The sequence below is a fragment of the Selenomonas sp. oral taxon 149 str. 67H29BP genome, assembly GCF_000146365.1.
Lineage (GTDB): Bacteria > Bacillota > Negativicutes > Selenomonadales > Selenomonadaceae > Centipeda > Centipeda felix.
In genome coordinates this window covers 1,708,002-1,726,979 of sequence record NZ_GL397087.1, presented here as the reverse complement: position 1 = coordinate 1,726,979, position 18,978 = coordinate 1,708,002, and the positions used below count along the sequence as shown (strand labels likewise).

Genomic DNA, 18,978 nt, shown 5'->3' with positions numbered 1-18,978 from the left:
GAGAACACGCCGCCGGTGTATGTATATGAGAAATATGCGTGATCAGATTGGTCAGATCGACTTCGACAACAGCGATTTTCATGGCACTCAGCCCTCTCCGCTGACGATCTTGACGCCGCTGCTCGTCCCGAGGCGCGTTGCCCCTGCGGCGATCATTGCCTCGGCATCTGCGCGGCTGCGGACGCCGCCCGACGCCTTGACCCCCATCGCGGGCCCCACGGTCTCGCGCATCAGTGCGACATCTGCCGCCGTCGCACCGCCCGTGGAGAACCCCGTCGAGGTCTTGACGAAGTCTGCCCCCGCCTCCTGCGCGAGACGGCAGGCCGTGCGCTTCTCCGCGTCGGTCAGAAGGCACGTCTCGATGATGACCTTCGTCAGGGCTTTTCCTTTTGCCGCAGCGACGACGCCCGCAATATCCGCACGCACATAGTCGCAGTCCCCGTCCTTCAAGCGGCCGACGGGGATCACCATGTCCACCTCCTCCGCGCCGTCCGCGATCGCCTGCTGCGTCTCGAATACCTTCACCGCTGTTGGCGTCGCGCCCTGCGGAAAGCCGATGACCGTGCAGGTCTTGACGCCCGTACCGCGCAGCTGCGCCGCCGCGTAGGCCACCCAAATCGGGCTGACACAGACGGAGGCAAAACGATACTGTTTTGCCTCGCTGAGCAGCTGGTCGATACCGGCTCTCGTCGCATCCGTTTTCAGCAGCGTATGATCGATCATTGTTGCAACGTCCATGTGTTCCTCCTGTCGATATGAAAAGTTTTTTCAGCTCACCGTCCGCAGCACTTCTTATATTTTTTCCCGCTCCCACAGGGGCAGGGATCGTTGCGGCCGACCTTCTCCTTCCCTGCGGCGAGTCCAAGCTCTGCCGCGACGCGCTCCAGCTCCTCCAAAAATGCCGTGCGCACGCTCTCATGGGGGAATTCCTGCGTCCGGAACTGCTCGCGCAGCTCCTCCACTGTCATCGTCCCGCGCGCGAGTGCTTCGCGCATCCGCGGGCCGATGCTCGCCGTCTGCCGCTGCGTGAAGTCATGCGGCATCAAGGCGGAAAGCTCGGCCGGCGTATGGCCGCGATTGGAAAACAGACGCGCGTGGTTGGTGTAGTCCACGCAAAGCGCGACAAATTCCTCGACCTCGCTGTCACGCTTCATGACAAGCCCCCACTCCTCCGCCGCGCCGAGGAGGAGGTGAACATCGCCATCGACGCGCACGTCGAAAAAGACCTCCCAGAGTGCGCGCTCTCGCTCGCCTAGGTACCAGTTCTTCGGCATCCGTTTCATCAGAAAGGCCGCGAGCTTTTTCTGCCACGGCGTCGCCTCGACGTACCGCCAATCCGCATAGTACAGCATCTCTTCCTGTGTCGCAGGCACATAGAGCGGCTTTCCCCGCTGCCAGTTGAGCATATCGGCATACCCCTCGTCCGTATCGAACAGGATACCGCTGATGATGCTGCGCTCCTGCGGCGTGTGCGGCGGTTCATCCGCAAAGCACTCGTCCAGCCCCATGATGTCATAGCCCTCATCCTCATGGCGTGCCAGCTCGGCAAACGTCCAGAACTGCTCCTCCGTAATCGCGCCACGCGGATGATACGCATGAATCAGCTTCCATGCCGCCGCCAGCGAAATCGTACCATAGAGATTCGCCATCGCGCAGAAATAGTTGCGGAGCAGGTACGACTTGCGGTCGGGCAGACCTGCCGCACGGTACATCTTGTTCAGGCGTCTTCGGTCATACGTCTCGGGGAACTGAATGAACCGCTGTTTGTTTTCGTTTTCCATGGTACCTCCCTCGCGGATGGCAGAATATAGTGTTTTTACAACTTCTTTCACCTACATATTACGTTGCTTTTGCAGCACTGTCAAAGAAAATTTACAGGCAAGCGATCCGCCGCACCGCGTTCCTGTCACCGCTGTTCTTCAGTTGAAAAAATGCCCCCCTCCCGCTATAATAAAAGGAGAATTCATCAGCAAAAAGGAGTGCTCACATGGAAGAACTCACCCTCAAATACGGCTGCAATCCGAACCAGGTGCCCGCACGTGTCTTTGCCGACGGCGGACTGCCCTTTACCGTACTGAACGGACGGCCGGGCTACATCAATCTGCTCGACGCGCTGAACAGCTGGCAGCTCGTGCGCGAGCTGAAGGCGATGTCGGGGCTCCCCGCAGCGGCGTCCTTCAAGCACGTCAGCCCGGCAGGCGCGGCACTCGGTCTGCCGCTCAGCGAGACATTGGCGCGCGCGACGCATGCGGCGGAGCGCGCGCTCTCGCCCGTTGCCTGCGCCTATGTGCGGGCGCGCGGCGCGGACCGCATGAGCTCCTACGGCGACTTTGCCGCCGTCTCCGATGTCTGCGACGAGAGTCTCGCAGAGTTCCTGCGCGGCGAGGTCTCCGACGGCATCATTGCGCCGGGCTACACGGAGAGGGCCCTAGAGATCATAAAATCCAAGCGCAAGGGCAGCTATCTCGTTCTTCAGATGGATGAAAACTATACGCCGCCCGCAATCGAGCGCAAGGACGTGTACGGCGTCACGTTCGAGCAGCAGCGCAACGATGTGAAGATCACGGAGGACTGTCTCACGGATCGCCCGACGGCGAACAAGGACATCCCCGCTGCCGCCCGCCGCGACCTCCTGCTCGCACTCATCACGCTGAAATACACGCAGTCGAACTCCGTCTGCTACACGATGGACGGACAGGCGATCGGCGTCGGCGCGGGACAGCAGTCGCGCGTCCACTGCACGCGCCTCGCGGGCAACAAGGCGGACATCTGGCAGCTGCGCCAGAGCCCGCAGGTGCTCGCGCTCCCGTTCCGTGACGATGTGCGTCGCCCCGACCGCGACAACGCGATCGATGTCTATGCCGCGGGCGATGAGGACGACTACGCCCTGCTCGCGGCGGACTGGCAGCGGCTCTTTACCGAAAAACCCACCCCCTTTACGCGCGAAGAGAAGCGCGCCTACCTCCGCACGGTCACAGGCGTCGCACTCGGCTCGGACGCGTTCTTCCCGTTCGGCGACAACGTCGAGCGTGCCCATCAGAGCGGCGTCTCCTACATCGCGCAGAGCGGCGGCTCGATCCGCGACGACAACGTCATCGCGACCTGCGACAAATACGGCATTGCCATGGCAATGACCCACATCCGCCTCTTCCATCACTGAGGACGACATTCTCTTATGGGAGAACGAGAAAAACGCTCCATGTGAAAGGACATGGGGCGTTTTTCATGTATATGTTATCGCCGTGTTGAACTCTCCCGCTCTATATTCATGTATATTGGACTATTATTAAGCCTCCCTATTTGATTCGTTGTCGAAACGATGTTATTATTTCTATGTTTTAGATAACGATTTTCATTTTCTTATCCTAGGAGGTACATGGAATGAGCCAATCGATGCACCGCCTTGCCATGCTCAGCATGGTGTTCGGTACAGCGTGCTTTAGCACACATGTATATGCAGCAGACCCCTTACCGGAGGACACGCACAACGCAGCCTCCACATCCACGGAGAGCAGTGCGTATGAAGCCACTCTCGGAGAGACCGTCGTCACGGGCTACCGGACGAGGCGTCCGCTCACCCTCTCCACGAACCCGCAGCGTCCGCGCCAGCCGATCCCTGCATCCGACGGCGCAGGCTATCTCAAGGCCATCCCCGGATTCTCCGTCGTCCGCAAGGGCGGGGTCGGCGGAGACCCGATGCTGCGCGGTATGGGCGGCTCACGCATTGTGATGAATATGAACGGCGGTATGATGTCTGGCGGCTGTCCGAACCGCATGGATCCCACAGCGACATACGCATTCCCCGAGACGTTCAGCCACATCATCGTGAATAAGGGACCGCAGAGCGTCCGCTACGGTGCGAGCGTCGCGGGCAACGTCGTCTTTGAGCGCAGGACGAAGCGCTTCGAGCGTGCCGGCGTGCGCGGGAACGTCTCCATCCTCGGCGCATCGAATCATCGCTTTGATGATCTCATCGACATCACGGCGGGCGATAAGGAAGGCTACGCCCGCTTTATCCAGACGCGGAACTATTCACGTGACTACGTCGACGGCGAGGGGCGCCGCATCCACTCGGGTTACGGCCGCCATAGTCTCACAGGCATCGTCGGTCTTACCCCGGACACCGACACCCTATTCGAGGTCTCCTACGACCGCAGTCGCGGCTGGGCAAAATACGCACACGGCATGATGGACGGCAGCCAGTTCGACCGCGACAGTTACGCCGTGAAGTTCGAGCGGGCGCATCTCTCGCCCGTCGTGAAAAAACTCACACTGAATTTCAACTACAATACCATCGACCACATCATGGACAACTACACCTTCCGTCCCGGCGGCACGCGTGGAATGGAGGTAAAACGCACGCAGTACAACATCCGCAGCGTCCTCGACATGACGTTCTCTCCGCGCGATACAGGTGCGGTTGGTATCGACGTCGGTCACGAGGAGCACACGTTTACCCCCGCGATGAAGGGGGTGCCGCGCGGACGAGAAAATACCGACATGACCATCGGGAATCTCGGCCTATTCATGGAGTACAACCACAACCTTACGGAGCGCAGCCGCCTCCTCAGCGGTCTGCGCTGGGATCGTATCACGAACCACTACCACCGCTACTTGACATTCACCCCCGGCAACACAACAGACAATGCCGTCAGCGGATTTGTCCGCTGGGAGCGTACGTCCAAAAATCGCCCGCTGACATTCTACGTTGGCCTCGGGCACGCAGAGCGGCCCGCCGACTATTGGGAGTCCTACCATACATGGCGTATGCATGGGGCGCTCTATCCTGGTGCAACGCGCCCCGCAAAGGAAAAAAACACACAGCTCGACCTTGGTTGGGTCTATGCGGGAAAAAAGACAAATGCGAGCCTCTCCCTCTACTATGCACACGTTGACGACTTTATCCTGCGCAAGCCCGTCGGTGGATACGGCAATGTGGATGCGCGTCTCTACGGACTCGAGGCGGAGGTTACGCGCACCGTCTCCCCGCGCTGGACGCTCGGCGCATCGCTCGCCTACACGCGTGGCGATGACCGCACGAACGATGCACCTCTCCCACAGATCGCCCCGCTCGAGGCGAATCTCACAGCGAAGTACAGCCACAGGAAAATGGAGGCAAACGCCGTCTGGCGCCTCGTCAGCAGGCAGAACCGCTATCATAAGGGCTACGGCAGCGTCACGGGCACGGACTACGGCCCAACGGGCGGGTTTGGCATTCTCTCGCTCAGCCTCGCCTACCGTCCCGACGAGAACCTGACGCTCTCTCTTGGCGTTGACAACCTTCTCAACAAGACCTACGCTGAGTTCGTCAACTACAGCGAGGCCGCCATCCCCGCGCTCGGCATCTCTGCTGGAGGTCACATCACTGAGCCGGGACGCACCATCTGGTTTAAGAGCAACTACAAATTCTAAGGAAAATCTCATAGGATTACCGGTCAGGTAAAGTCCACCGATTGGCACGAATATGCTTACCTACATTGACTTACACCTACCTACATCTACCGAAAACGCCGCAACGCACGCGGCGTTTTCTTTCCTCTTCCCCTTTTTCGCGCGCTATGCTATAATAAAAAGAAGTTAAAAAATTGCGGAGAACAGCGATGGAAAACAAACGCATTCCCCTCCTATTTCTGCTCGTCCTCGTGGCGATCCTCGGCGTCAGCACATCCGTGTCTGCGGTGCGGCCGCCCGTCTCCGGCGCCCAGCTCATCCTAAAGCCCGTGCGCATGGAGCAGGGCAGCGACGTCCGCCGCGCCTACTATCAGGTCGGCGGTACGGAGATCAAGGCAACGCTCGCACAGATGGGCACGCAGATCCATTTCACCCTGTGGGAGGGCAAGCAGAACGTCTTTCACTTTAGTGCACCGGCATCGCGTCTGGGGCTCGGCTCTTCCGGAGCGTTTATGAGCGACGGGCATCTGTTCTTTTACTGCAGCATCAACACACGTGCCGGCTGGCGTCCGCCGGGTGCTCCGCCCGCCACAGGACGTGCGGTCATCGTCGGAAAATCGCCGGTGGACGGTGCATGGCGTATCTACGTCGACAGCAGCGACTACTACAATCCGGTGCCTGACGATTTTCAGGTCTACATCGGATCCGTGCAGCACAGCGCAGACCATCCGTACATCGCGCTCGCATTCGGACGCGAGCTCTATACCGACACGGCCAGGCCTGCCGTGCGATATCGGCTCGACTATCATGCGGACACAGATCAGTTTACATACGAAGAGGAATAAGCACGAGGAGGTGGTTGGTCGTGATCGAGGCGGCCAAAACATTCGAGGAGTATATTGAAAAGGAAAACATCACCGGTTTTGCCATCCGCGAGGTGGGCGACGACCGCGACACCACCGTCTTTGAGAGCGAGATCGAGGCAGGCGAGCGGCGGCTGCCCATCGCCGTCGTCATCGACAGCACCGCCTATGCAACCATCCGCGTCCGTCTCGCGCAAAACGCCGTCGACGACACGAACGCTATGCTGCTCACGGGCTGGCTCATGCGGCAGAACCAGGACAGCCGCCTCATCAAGTTCTACCTCACCTCCGATACCGCCATCCACGCCGACGTCGTCGTCCCGCATAACCCCGCGGCGTTTGACCCCGAGGTCATGACGAGCGTCCTGCGCGTCTTCATCCGCGACATCACGAAGCTCATGCCCGACCTCGCCATGCTCCTGCCCGAGGAGTGAGCGCGTTTGACAAACGCGGGAGAATCTGCTATCATAGCAATCACTGCGGGCGTAGTTCATCGGTAGAATGAAAGCTTCCCAAGCTTTAGAGGTGGGTTCGACTCCCATCGCCCGCTCCAGCGAAAATATAGCACCATCCAAAAGATGGTGCTTTTTTGTGTAATATACGTTTTTCCTTTATCTTATCTCTTCCAGTTCCTGCCGATACTGCGCCCATTCATCGGCAGGGACACCAATCAACGAGAGTGCCTCATCGGTCGACATCCCCGACATAAAGACGAGTCGACGGAGGATGGCGAGGCGCTCTTCCCTCTGCCCCTCTCTTCGTCCTTCTTTTCTCTCCTCTGCAAGACTAATCGCGTAGCACATATAACTCGCCTCCTCTTCTGCGGTAGATTTGATCGCATGAATCTCCCTGTCGATCTCCTGCACAAAGTGATCTGTCGTCACCGCGCCGTCGACGTAGCGGAGAAACGCCTTGATGGATGCGTCGATTTCACCCGTCTCTCCCTTGGTGTTGAGAAAGATCTTTCGCGTGCCGTCCTTCAGCTGGATGTGATTATCCTCCAGGCATTGATTCTCAAATGTATAGATGTACCGACCGGCATCAAATGGATCGAAGGAACAGATAAAAATAATAATCGTCGGGTTCAGACGATCGTAGTCCGCCCCTGCAGCAAGCAGGTCAGCGTCCATCATCGTCTGATAGTAGCGCGTACGCTTTGCGAGACCGTCCCCCTCAGGCTTTCTCACCTGCATCTCGATGTTGTAGACTGTGCCCTTTCCGTCCTTCACGTAGACATCCATGCGGGACGCCCTTGCTCCCATAAACGGGAATGAGTACCTTCTCCGTGCCGACATAGGACAGATCTTCAATCTCGATGTGCAGGATGCGCTCAAGCATTTGCTTGCAGATGCGTTTCCGTTTGATAATCAACTTGAACATATAGTCGTCACTGATCGTCAGGTCTTTCCAGTCCTTCATCCAAGCGCCTCCTTTCCCGTATTTTAACCGACCAAACGCTGTAAATCAACGCCGGCAAAACAAATTTCTTCCTGTCGGCTCGCCATCATTTTCCAAAACACACGCTTCATCCTACCCGCGCACCTCGATCTGGCATGCCCGCATCGCGTTGAGTGCGGTCGTGTGACTCTCGGGCGTGACGCCCGCACAGCAGGCGGCGTCGACGCTGATGCGCTTTTCGGGATAGAACGCCTTCACGAGGAGGGCGTTCGAGATGACGCAGATATCCGTGCAGAGCCCGACGAACTCGATCTCGTCGTAGTCTGCGAGGGCGGCGGGGAGTGCCGTCGCGCCGAACGTGGGCTTTTCGATCACGGCGGCCGCCGCATCGGCGAAGGAGCGGAGTTCCTCCACGATCGCCCAGCCCGCCGTGCCACGAATGCAGTGTGGAACGGGCAGATGCTCTCCCTCCTGCGTCGTGAGATAGTCTGCGCCATGCGTATCCATGGTAAAGACGAGTGCCGTCCCCGCTGCACGCGCCGCCGTCAGCTTCTCCACCATGCGCGGCAGCATCGCCTGCGCCTCCGCCGTACCGAGTGCGCCGTCCACGAAGTCGTTCTGCATATCCACAACGACGATTGCCTTCTTCATTGTATGCCCTCCATCTTCTGATGCTCCCGCCGCTGTCGGCGCGCGGGAGCTTTTCTGTTCTCTCAGCTCTCAGTGCGCTCTCTGCCCCGTCCCATAGCGCGCCTCCCATTCATCATAGATGGGACGGAGGCGGTCGTCGAGATAGGAGAGTGCCTGCGTGCGGATCGCGCCGGGGATGCCGTAGTACGCCTCAGCGATCGCGCCCGTGATCGCAGCAATGGTGTCACTGTCACCGCCGAGCGAAATCGCCGTGCGGATGGCATCCTCAAAGGAGCATGACTCAAGGAAACACTCAATCGCCTGCGGCACAGTATGCTGGCAGGTCTCATTAAAAATATAGTCCTCCCGAATCCCGTCAATGGTAAAGTCGAGCGCGTAGTAGTGCGCCACGATATGGGCGGCGATCTCCTGCTGCGTGCATCCCGTCCGCGCCATATAGACAGCGACGGTCGTCGCCTCCGCGCCCTTGATCCCCTCCGGGTGGTTGTGCGTGACCTCCGTCACCGCCTTGGCGAGGGCGATGGCCTCCTCCATGCTGCGCGCGGCAAATCCCGCGGGACTGACGCGCATCGCCGCACCGTTGCCGAAGCTGTCGTAGGGCGCAGGGTTATCGGTGATGAACATCCACCAGTAGAAGCGCCCGCCATAGCCGCAGTCAGGATAGTGCCGCCCGATGCTCCGCATCCAGTGCACCGCATTCGCGCGCAGACGCGCATAAAACGCCTCCTCCGCCTCTGCCGTATCCGAGAGCCCCGCGGCATCCGCCGCCGGTGCGTCCGCTGCCTCCCTCTGCGTCTCCATGATCGCCTTCGCCACGGACAGCGTCATCATGCTGTCATCCGTCGCAAAACATCCCTCCGCAAAAAGCTCAAAGTCCTTGCTGCGGTGATTGTCGAACTCAAACCGCGAACCGACAATATCGCCAATGACTGCCCCCAGCATCGTATGGCCTCCTTTAAGGAATCACACAGGTTATTCTATTTCTTTTCCTTTTCTCACAGGAGCAATCTCGTTGTGCCATCTCCTGTGTGCGATGCTCGGCAGGAAGGCACAGCCCCCTGCTGAGAAAGCGTTCAGCACAGCGCTCTTACCGTACGAACAAAGCCGGCACAATCACCACACCGCCTCTGCCGTGTGCACCTCCCTATACTCCATCGCGCTCTCTTCTTATTCTGTGCGTATTTTACTTCATTGCTTCTAATTATAACACAAGTAAAATACGCGCGCCATTATCACAATTTTACAGCTTTATACAGATCGCGGAATTTCCGTAAAAAAGGGCGTTTCCCCCCTTGCATTTTTTTTATTTTTCTCTACAATATGGATACTGTCACACAAGGAAAACACAGATAGGGAGGGATGTTTTATGACGATGCTGCCGCGCCAGTACATGATGCTGTTTGGAATCACGATTACGGCCTTTGTCTTCAACACGTCGGAGTTCATGCCGATCGCACTGCTCATCGATATCTCCGAGTCGTTCTCCATGACGGAGGCGGCGACGGGTCAGATGATCACGATCTACGCGTGGGTGGTGGCCCTGCTGTCGCTGCCGCTGATGCTGCTGACCTGCCGCATGGAGCTGAAGAAGCTGCTGCTCCTGATGGTGGCACTCTTCGGCATCGGGCAGATGATCTCTGGGGTAGCGACGAGCTATGATATGCTGCTCGGGGCGCGTATCGTTGTCGCCTGCGCGCACTCGATTTTCTGGTCGATCGCCGCGCCGCTCGCAACACGTCTCGTGACACGCGAGCATCAGCCGACGGCACTCGGTATGATCGTGACGGGCAGCTCGGTCGCGACGATTGTCGGGCTCCCGCTCGGCCGCGTGATCGGTCTCGCCGCAGGGTGGCGCATGACGTTCCTCCTGCTCGCCGTGGTCGCTGCTGCCGCATTCGTCTATCTCGCGATTCTCCTGCCGCAGCGCACGCCGGGGGCGGGGGTCAGTGTCCGCGAGCTGCCCTCGCTCGTGCGTCAGCCTGCGCTCGCGTGCATCTACGTCATGACGGCGCTCTTTGCGACGGCGTATTTCACGATGTACAGCTACATCGAGCCGTTCCTGCACACGGTCGCGTCGTTCTCGCCCGATCTCATTACGGCGGCACTCATGCTGCTCGGGGTGAGCGGCATCATCGCGAGCCTGGTGTTCTCGCGCATGTACGGCAGGTGCCGTTTCTCCCTGCTGCGCTGGTGTCTGGTCGGGGTTGCCGCCATGCTCTTTCTCTGGCAGGCGGCATCCATATCCGTCGGCACGATGATCGTACTCACGATGGTGCTCGGCGTGCTCGCAACGCTCTACAATACGATGTTCCAGGCGGAGGTGCTCGCCACGGTTCCGCGCGACGCATCGACGGTCGCGACGGCGATTTACTCGGGGATCTTCAACCTCGGCATCGGCAGCGGAACGTACATCGGCGGGCTGGCAGCGGGGGCTGACCACATCGCCCACATCGGCTACATCGGCGCGGCCATCGCACTCGTCGCCGCCCTGCTCTGCCGAAAGGTCTACCTGCCGGCGGTAAATGTGCATCACAGGAATCTGCGGTGACATGGGGAAGCACTGATAAAGCATACATAAGGGACATGACGCAGCAGCTTGAGCGACGCGGTATCCCTTTTTTTCCCATCATCTTATTCATGGAAATGTAATCTCTTATCATTGAGCAGCGTCTCGACAAGTCAGTCACTCTCATCGCTGCCGCTGCACCGGCAGCAGCTTCCCTGACAGGACAAAAATCTGCACCAAGCTGACCAACTTCATTTTATCAGCGGTTCCTAAATGCACACAAAATCCCGCCGCATTCGGAGCATCCCGAACGCGACGGGATTTTTATGTGGGAATGTAACGATTTCTTTATTCCGCTCTTTTCTTCCCGCCCATGGTCATGAAGAGGAAGAAGATTGAGAGGACGCAGGAGGCGAGGAGGCTGATGAAGCCGCCCGTCCAGCCGAAGTGGTCGACAACGAAGCCCATGTAGACACCCGCGAACGCAGAGCCGACGATGTAGCCCATGAGACCCGTGAGGCCGGTCGCGCCGCCCGTTGCGACACGCGGCACCATGTCCGCCGCCTGCAGACCGATCATCATGACCGGCCCGTAGATGAGGAAGCCGATTGCGATCAGCGCGAGGTTGTCCACGAGGACATTGCCGGGCGGGTTGAACCAGTAGACAAGGATCGCGACGATGACGAACGTCATAAAGATCATCGTTGCGGGCGCACGCCGTCCGCGGAATACGCGGTCACTGAGGTAGCCGCTCACGAGCATGCCCGGGATGCCCGCCCACTCGTAGAGGAAGTACGCCCAGCGCGAGCTCTCCTTGGAGAAGCCCTTGACCGCCGCGAGATACGTCGGTGCCCAGTCGACAACGCCGTAGCGGATGAAGTAGACGAAGATGTTCGCGATCGCGAGGTACCAGAGCAGCTTGTTCTTGATGATGTACTTCATCAGAACTTCCTTTGCCGTCATCTGCTTTTCCATGACGGCACCGTGCTCCTTCGGGTAGTCGTGCTTGTACTCCTCGATCGGCGGCAGACCGCAGGACTGCGGCGTGTCACGCAGGAGGAAGAAGGTGATGAAGGCGAGGACGATGGAGATCAGCGCAGGGAAGAAGAAAATACTGTTCCATGTGCCAAAGAGGGCGATACCTGCCGTCGCCAGCGGTGCGATCAGCCCGCCGCCGAGGTTGTGCGAGACGTTCCACCACGACCACCACGCGCCGCGCTCGGTCTGGGAGAACCACGTCACCATCGACTTTGCATACGGCGGGTAGCCCATCCCCTGGAACCATCCGTTCATGAAGCTCAGGGCGCACATGATCGGAATGCTCGTCATGACCCCGGGCACAACGCCGAACGCGAGCGTCACGAGCACACTGAGCAGGAGGCCCAGCGTGGCAAAATACTTCGGATTCGAGCGGTCCGAGATGTTGCCCATGACGAACTTGCTCACGCCGTATGCAACCGAAAGCATGGTCAGGACGATGCCAAGATCCGCCTTGGAGTAGCCGTAGTCCTGAATCATGTAGGGCATCGCGAGACTGAAGTTCTTGCGAATCAGATAGAACGTCGCGTACCCGATGAACGTCCCGAGAAAGACCTGCCGTCGGAGTGACTTGTACCGCTCGTCAATCTGGTCGGCGGGCAGCCGCTCGATGTGCGGTGCCGGTGAAAAAATTGACATATAAATCCATCCCCCTTGAAAATTTTATGCTGTCTGCAGTATAGCGAATGCAGCATTTCCCGACCATCGGCAAAGTTCTGTTTTTCCCTCGGATTTCCCCCCATTTTTCCATCAGAAATACAAGAACCCACATCAGAAAAATTCCGATGTGGGTTCTTTTGATATGTCTCGGCACGCTACTGCAAAAGCCCGTTCCGCAGGGCGAGCGTGACAAGATCGCTGCGCCGACTGCAGTGGAGTTTCTCGTAGATATGTTTCTTATGTGTGTCCACTGTCTTTACACTGAGATGCAGCCGCTCGGCAATCTCCGTGATCGTATACCCGTGGATCAGCTCGTCAAAGACCTCCCGCTCCCGCGCCGTGAGCACGCTGCGCGGATCATCCGCCGCCTCCTCTGCGGGGCGGAACATGATGTCCATGAGTGACTGCTGTGCATTCGGACTGAGGTAACGACGTCCCTGCGAAAGTGCCTGCAGCGCATCGAACAGCTCATTGTCTGCCGAGGTCTTGGGCAGATAGCCCATCGCCCCGTACTGCATCGCCTTGTAGATATACTCCTCATCCTCGTGCATACTCAGCACGAGAATCTTCACCACGGGGAAGCGTGCGCGGATCTCGCGAATGCAGGCGAGCCCGCCCATCCCCGGCATCGAGATGTCCATGATCACGAGGTCGATCGGCTGCTGTGCCAGCAGCCGCAGTGCCTCCTCGCCGCTCTCCGCCTCCGCCGTCACCGTATAGGCGGACGTGTTTTTGAGCAGCAGCTTCATCCCCGCGCGGATCAGCAAATGATCATCCACAATCATCAGATTCATCCGTCAGCTCTCCCCTTCCACGCAGCTCAATGCGATAGACCGTTGTCCACTCCGGCAGCTCTGCGGAGAGCTCCATGCGCCCCGCGAGCAGGCGCACGCGCTCCGCGATCCCATAGATCCCCATGTGATTCTCCCGCCGCGCCGCACGGATGCGCTCCTTTGTGATGCCGTCGCCGTTGTCCTTCACATAGAGCACGATGCGCTCCTCTGCGCTCAGGCGAATCTGTGCCCGCGTCGCGTGGGAATGCCGCACGATGTTCGTCAGGCACTCCTGCACAATCCGATAGACCGCCAGACTCTCCACGTCGCCGGGCACCGCCTCGACCGCGCAGACGAGCTCGATGTCCACCGCGTGCTTGCGCCGATAGTCAGCGACCAGCTTCTCAAGTGCCGCCTCGATCCCCAGCTCATCCAGTGCCGGCGGGCGCAGCTCCACCGCGAGATTCCGCAGCCGCGCGAGCGTATCCGCCGTCTCGTCACGGATCGCGAGCAGCGCCTTCTGCATATTTTCATCGTCCGTCTCGTTCGCCAGCGCACGCAGGGAAAAGAGCAGTGCCGTCAGCGTCTGCCCGCTCTCGTCGTGCAGCTCCATTGCAATCCGCTTGCGCTCCTCCTCCTGCGCCGTGATGATGTGCCGCAGAAGACGGCTGCGCTCCTGCGCCCCCTCGCGCAGATGCCGCTCCATATCGTTCATCGCATTCGCCAGACGCCCGATCTCATCCGTCACAGGGAACGTGATCGCACGCCCCGAGAAATGACCCTTGGAGATATGCTCCGCACGTTCCATCAGATGATGGAGCGGACGCGTCAGGATCTCCGACAGGCGAAAGATCAGCACCGCCGCGAGGAGCAGGATGACCAGCGTTATCCCGAGCATTTTCAGTACATTGGAGACCAACAGCTCCCGCAGTGTATCCTCGCTCACACCGACGCGAACCGCGCCGAGCGCACCGCCCTCGATCGGCCAGCGGATGTCCTGGATCTGCCCGAGGCTCGTGTCCACGCGCAGCACCTCCGGCTCTGTGCCGCCCACCCCGTGCAGCTCGCGCAGATGCAGCGGCATCCCTTTGGTAAAGGTATGTGCCATCACACGTCCGTCCGTGTCCAGCAGAAAGATATACGATACAAAGTCATTGTTGCGTTTCTCTGTGTGGATCAGCTCCTCGAGCGCAAAGAGATTTCCTGTCTGCAGCGCGTCGCTGCTGAGCTCCGCCACCTCTGCCGCCACACTCAGCCCGCGCCGCTCCAGTGACGCGCGCATGATGTCGGACAGCGTAACGAGCATAAGCGCACCCGAGAGAATGGCGAAGAGCAGCACAATCCCCATCACGATCACCGTCAGCTTGCCCGCAATGCGGAGTTTCGCAAAATACTGCATCAGATCCCCTCTTCCGGCGAGAACCGCGGATAGAGTTCCGGCTGCGGCGGCACGAAACGGTCGATGAGCAGCTGCTCCATCGCCTCCTTTGCCTCCGCATCTTCGTCCAGATGCAGCAGGATCTCCTGTACCGCATCCGCCTCCCTCAGATCGCGCCGCGCCACCACAGGCCCCATCCCGCTTCCCGGCAGCACCTGTACAATCCGCACCTGCTCGAGCATCGCGGGCGCATACTCCCGGTAGTAGTCATACGTCAGGCTCGCGATCACGCCGCCGTCCACCAGACCGTCCGCCACCGCGCGCAGCGAGTCATCGTGGCTGTAGGTAAAGTAGGAGGAGCGGAAGAACCGCTCGGGATCCTCGCCCATTTTCCGCAGATATGTACGCAGCTCAAGATAGCCCGAGTAGCTCATCGGGTCCACATAGACGAACCGCCGCCCGCGCAGCTCCGCAAGCGAGGTGACGCTGCTCGCACGCGGGACAATCACATACGAGAAATAGTAGTTCGCCCCGCTCCGCTCCGGCATCGCCAAGAGGCGCACATCCTCCTTTTTCCCATACACCATATATGCACCGCTCGACAGGAACGCCACATCCGCATCCCCCTTCGCCAGCAGCTGATTGATCTCGGCGTAGCTGCGGCGGTGCAGGAGCAGCACCGGCCGCCCGAGCAGCCGCCCGAGGCTGCGCACCATCTGGCTCTGATAGCCCTCCGTACGCGCGTGGTTCAGCACCGAGATCATCGCCACCCGCAGCGGCGGCTCCCGCATCTCCATCTTGTACCCCGGGATCGGCTCCACCTGCTCGAAATCGATCTGTGTCCGCTGCTCGGCGCGGAGGGAGAAGAATAAACCGACCAACAAAGCAAGCACCAGTCCCGCAAAAATGTATCGCCGCTGCATGATGCACCTCCTTTGCCGCGTACAGTCTGAGAAACACTCTCTTTGCTTTTCTCCTATTATAGCATATTCCGCAGCAAGAGAAAAAACCTGCCCCACAGAGGGACAGGCATTTTAGAACAGCATAACCATCGACTCAGAAACAAAATAAGGATAATGAACAAAGTACATTTCATCCATCAGCCCTATTTTACGTGTAATGGTTATTTTATTTCACTGAATGCCCTTTCCCATACATTTCATGAATCTCCTCGGCTGCCATCAAATCTGCAGCGGGCACATATCCATAGCCCTGCATCGATGAGAACGAGGGAGCAGCCACATCCGTATTGTCCGTCCAGAGTTCGCACTGTTGCATTACTGTCTGAACGGCATCATCCATACCCTCTGGCGGGTATTTATGCTTTTTGAGAAGTCGCTTGATCAACATTCGCATCTTTGCACGTGCACTCTGGCGCAGCTGCCAATTGATCGTCCGATTCTTCCGCAGCGTATCTGCCAGCTCCTTTGTGATAGCGATCAATTCCTCATTCTCATAAAAATCCTTGATTGCCTGTGGCTTCGTCAGCGCATCATAAAAGGCAAGCTCGTCTGCCGTCAGCCCAAGCGCTGCACCTTCCGCATTGGCCTCCGAAATCTGCTTTGCCAGATTCAGCAGCTCCTCAATCACCTGCTCATTCGTCAGCATTCCATTCAAATAGGCATTCATCGCGCGTTGGATAATCTCACTGAATTTCTCCGACTTCACAATATTCGTCCGTCGGTAGACTTGTACCTGCTCTGCAATCAGGCGTTTTAAAAGCTCAATCGCGAGATTCTTCTCCTTCATCTTCGCGATCTCCTCGAGGAACTTCGGATCGAACAGCGAGAACTCTCGATCCACATCTGAAAAGAGATTGATAACCCCCTCACTCTTGATACTCTGCTTTAACAGCTCGTTGATGCGCGCGTTCATATCCGGCAAAGAGAGTCGCTGTTCACCACCCGCATTCATCAGGCGCGCGAGGAGGACACGAACCGCCTCAAAAAACGCCGCCTCAAAGCGCAGATTCTCAGGTGCAAGCGAGGCACAGAGCGAGAGCGCCTGACGCAGGAGAAGTGCCTCCTTTACAAAACGTTTCTTCTTCTCCTCCTTCGACGGAGCAAGGATAAAGTTCACTGCCCCGCTGATTGTTTTTGCACGTGCGAGATCACTGCCCGTCCGGAATGCAGCATAATCATACCCATGGAAAAGATCGCGCACAACCTCCAGTTTTTCGACGAACTTCGGATAGGCGACCTTTGCAACATCCGTATCGCCATAGTGCTTGCGGTCACGTACCGTATAGTCATTCATCGCCTGTTTAAGTGCGGAGGCAATCCCCACATAGTCGATGACAAGACCGCCCTCCTTATCGCGGAACACGCGGTTCACACGCGCAATCGCCTGCATCAGATTATGCCCACTCATCGGCTTGTAGACGTACATCGTCGCGAGTGACGGCACATCGAAGCCCGTCAGCCACATATCCACAACAATCGCGATCTTCATCGGACTCTCATTGTCCTTGAAAATCTTCGCCAGCTCATCGCGCCGATGCTTGTTCCCGATGATCTTCCGCCATTCCTCGGGATCCTTGTTGCTCTCTGTCATCACAACGGCGACCTTCTCCCCCCATCCGGGACGCAGCTCCAAAATCCGCTCATAAATCTTCATCGCAATCGCGCGGGAATACGCCACAATCATCGCCTTGCCCGTGAGGAGGTCGGCGCGGTAGTTCTCGTAGTGATAGAGAATATCCTGCACGAGCGAGTCAATCGTCGTGTCATTCCCAAGTACCGCCTCCATCTGACCGAGAGTGTGCTTGCTCTTTTCGATGACCTCCGCATCCGCTTCCTGCGCCATGCGGTCATACTCGGCATCAATCAGCGCAAGCGTCTCTGCATCCAGCTTCAGCTGCATTACACGGCTCTCATAGTACACGGGACGCGTCGCGCCATCTTCCACCGCCTGCGTCATATCATAGATATCGATATAGTCGCCGAATACCTCGCGCGTACTGCGATCCTTTGCTGCAATCGGCGTTCCTGTAAAACCGATATACGTCGCATTCGGCAGACTGCTGCGAATAATGCGAGCGATCCCAACCACGCGCTTTGCAATCTCCTCACCCGCCTCGTTATGTGTCAGGCGGATCCGCTCCGTCAGCCCGTACTGCCCGCGATGCGCCTCATCCGCCATCACGACGATATTGCGCCGCTCCGAGAGTGCATCATCCAACTCCTCGAACTTCTGCATCGTCGTAAAGATGATGCCGTTCGCCTGCCGCCCCGCCAGAAGCTCTCGCAAATGTGCGCGGCTCGTCGCATGCACAGGGTCTTGCCGCAAGAACGCCTTGCATTTTGCAAACTGCCCATAGAGCTGATCGTCCAGATCATTGCGATCTGTCAGCACAACAATCGTCGGGCTCTCAAGCACCGTTTGCAGTAAATGTGCATAAAAGACCATCGAGAGAGACTTGCCGCTCCCCTGCGTATGCCAGAAAACACCGCCCTTTCCATCGCCGTCAGCGGCACGAACGGTCGAGGCAATCGCACTGCGCACGGCAAAATACTGATGATAGCCCGCCAGAATCTTGACTGACTTCTGCCCCTCATTCGAGAAGCAGATAAAGTTCTTGATGATGTCGAGCAGACGCGCCCGCGCAAAGATCCCTTCGAAAAATGTATCAAACTGGGCGTATGCCGTATTTTCATAGCTGCCATCCACCGTCTTCCATGCCATGAAGCGCTCCTCATTCGAGGTAATCGTGCCGGCTTTTGACGTGCCCATGTCGCTCATGACACAGATCGCATTATAGACGAATAGTGATGGAATCTCCTGCATATAGTTACGAAGCTGGAGATATGCCTCGCTCGCATTCGTCTCCTCACGCGCAGGAGATTTCAGCTCAATCACGACAACGGGAAGCCCGTTGAGGAAGAGGATAATGTCGGGGCGTTTCTCACTGTTTTCAACTACCGTCCACTGATTCGCCGCAATGAATGAATTGGTCGCAGGATTTTGATAGTCCACGAGATAGACGAGCGCAGAACGCTCCTCACCATCGGCAAAATAACGCACGGAAATGCCATTCTGAAGGTAGTCCATAAAGACTCTATTGCGCTGAACGAGCTCCCCGTTTTCAATGTTCCTCAGCTGATCAAGGGCATCCACCAGTGCCTCATCAGGAAGGGAGGGATTGAGCCGCCGTATCTGCTCCGCGAGTACCGCATCATAGAGAGGGCTTCGGATATCGCGCTCCACCTCAGGACCATAGAGAGGCGTATAACCAAGCTCCGCAAAGAGTTCCATCACAGACTTCTCATAGTCCGCCTCTGTGTAGAATGTAGACATTTGATTCACTCCCTTGTGGGTGGA

Annotated in this window: 16 protein-coding genes and 1 tRNA gene; 6 read left to right on the top strand and 11 right to left on the bottom strand. The window is 58.1% G+C overall.

The genetic code is table 11. The annotated features are described in order from the left end of the window. Positions 1-87: 87 nt before the first annotated feature. Positions 88-738 (bottom strand): deoxyribose-phosphate aldolase, encoded by a 651-nt coding sequence (gene deoC, locus HMPREF9166_RS08150; protein WP_009753525.1) that lies wholly within the window; start codon positions 736-738, stop codon positions 88-90. 35 nt (positions 739-773) lie between these two features. After that, the gene (locus HMPREF9166_RS13085) at positions 774-1,781 is read right to left on the bottom strand and encodes an SEC-C metal-binding domain-containing protein (RefSeq protein WP_009753524.1); all 1,008 of its coding nucleotides are present in this window, start codon (positions 1,779-1,781) and stop codon (positions 774-776) included. Positions 1,782-1,987: 206 nt separating this feature from the next. Here HMPREF9166_RS13085 and HMPREF9166_RS08140 point away from each other — a divergent pair, with 206 nt between their 5' ends. The 5 genes from HMPREF9166_RS08140 (at position 1,988) to HMPREF9166_RS08120 (ending at position 6,807) form a co-directional block, all read left to right on the top strand. After that, positions 1,988-3,160: a phosphoribosylaminoimidazolecarboxamide formyltransferase gene (locus HMPREF9166_RS08140; RefSeq protein WP_009753523.1), complete on the top strand. Its 1,173-nt coding sequence runs from the start codon at positions 1,988-1,990 to the stop codon at positions 3,158-3,160. A 221-nt stretch (positions 3,161-3,381) separates the two neighbouring features. Next, on the top strand, positions 3,382-5,412 hold the full coding sequence (locus tag HMPREF9166_RS08135; protein WP_009753522.1) for a TonB-dependent copper receptor: 2,031 nt from the start codon (positions 3,382-3,384) through the stop codon (positions 5,410-5,412). A gap of 188 nt (positions 5,413-5,600) precedes the next feature. Beyond that, positions 5,601-6,236 carry a hypothetical protein gene (locus HMPREF9166_RS08130; protein ID WP_009753521.1) on the top strand — a complete coding sequence of 212 codons (636 nt, stop codon included), beginning with the start codon at positions 5,601-5,603 and terminating at the stop codon, positions 6,234-6,236. Positions 6,237-6,256: 20 nt separating this feature from the next. Continuing rightward, positions 6,257-6,688, top strand: a complete 432-nt coding sequence (locus tag HMPREF9166_RS08125; RefSeq protein WP_039981238.1) for a hypothetical protein — start codon at positions 6,257-6,259, stop codon at positions 6,686-6,688. 45 nt (positions 6,689-6,733) lie between these two features. Beyond that, positions 6,734-6,807: transfer RNA gene (locus HMPREF9166_RS08120), tRNA-Gly, on the top strand. Between the two features lie 58 nt (positions 6,808-6,865). Here HMPREF9166_RS08120 and HMPREF9166_RS08115 read toward each other — a convergent pair. From HMPREF9166_RS08115 to HMPREF9166_RS08105, 4 genes are all read right to left on the bottom strand, one after another. After that, entirely contained in the window at positions 6,866-7,495 is a 630-nt protein-coding gene (locus HMPREF9166_RS08115; protein WP_009753519.1) for an Rpn family recombination-promoting nuclease/putative transposase, read from the bottom strand. Continuing rightward, positions 7,428-7,673 carry a hypothetical protein gene (locus HMPREF9166_RS13300; protein ID WP_009753518.1) on the bottom strand — a complete coding sequence of 82 codons (246 nt, stop codon included), beginning with the start codon at positions 7,671-7,673 and terminating at the stop codon, positions 7,428-7,430. The genes HMPREF9166_RS08115 and HMPREF9166_RS13300 overlap by 68 nt, the downstream gene beginning before the upstream one ends. A gap of 111 nt (positions 7,674-7,784) precedes the next feature. After that, positions 7,785-8,303 (bottom strand): cysteine hydrolase family protein, encoded by a 519-nt coding sequence (locus HMPREF9166_RS08110; protein ID WP_009753517.1) that lies wholly within the window; start codon positions 8,301-8,303, stop codon positions 7,785-7,787. 69 nt (positions 8,304-8,372) lie between these two features. After that, complete coding sequence (locus tag HMPREF9166_RS08105; protein ID WP_009753516.1) at positions 8,373-9,245, bottom strand: ADP-ribosylglycohydrolase family protein; 873 nt, start codon at positions 9,243-9,245, stop codon at positions 8,373-8,375. 424 nt (positions 9,246-9,669) lie between these two features. Here HMPREF9166_RS08105 and HMPREF9166_RS08100 point away from each other — a divergent pair, with 424 nt between their 5' ends. Then, positions 9,670-10,851 (top strand): MFS transporter, encoded by a 1,182-nt coding sequence (locus tag HMPREF9166_RS08100; RefSeq protein ID WP_009753515.1) that lies wholly within the window; start codon positions 9,670-9,672, stop codon positions 10,849-10,851. Between the two features lie 306 nt (positions 10,852-11,157). Here HMPREF9166_RS08100 and glpT read toward each other — a convergent pair whose 3' ends face one another. The 5 genes from glpT to HMPREF9166_RS08075 form a co-directional block, all read right to left on the bottom strand. Next, positions 11,158-12,486, bottom strand: a complete 1,329-nt coding sequence (glpT, locus tag HMPREF9166_RS08095; protein ID WP_009753514.1) for a glycerol-3-phosphate transporter — start codon at positions 12,484-12,486, stop codon at positions 11,158-11,160. A 176-nt stretch (positions 12,487-12,662) separates the two neighbouring features. Continuing rightward, a complete protein-coding gene (locus HMPREF9166_RS08090) occupies positions 12,663-13,301 on the bottom strand; it encodes a response regulator transcription factor (RefSeq protein WP_009753513.1) in 639 nt (212 codons plus the stop codon). Next, positions 13,279-14,679 (bottom strand): histidine kinase, encoded by a 1,401-nt coding sequence (locus HMPREF9166_RS08085; RefSeq protein ID WP_009753512.1) that lies wholly within the window; start codon positions 14,677-14,679, stop codon positions 13,279-13,281. Before HMPREF9166_RS08085 ends, HMPREF9166_RS08090 begins: the two co-directional genes overlap by 23 nt. Further along, positions 14,679-15,581, bottom strand: a complete 903-nt coding sequence (locus tag HMPREF9166_RS08080) for a PhnD/SsuA/transferrin family substrate-binding protein (RefSeq protein WP_009753511.1) — start codon at positions 15,579-15,581, stop codon at positions 14,679-14,681. Before HMPREF9166_RS08080 ends, HMPREF9166_RS08085 begins: the two co-directional genes overlap by 1 nt. Before the next feature lie 205 nt (positions 15,582-15,786). Continuing rightward, complete coding sequence (locus HMPREF9166_RS08075) at positions 15,787-18,954, bottom strand: type I restriction endonuclease subunit R (protein ID WP_039981234.1); 3,168 nt, start codon at positions 18,952-18,954, stop codon at positions 15,787-15,789. Positions 18,955-18,978 lie beyond the last annotated feature (24 nt).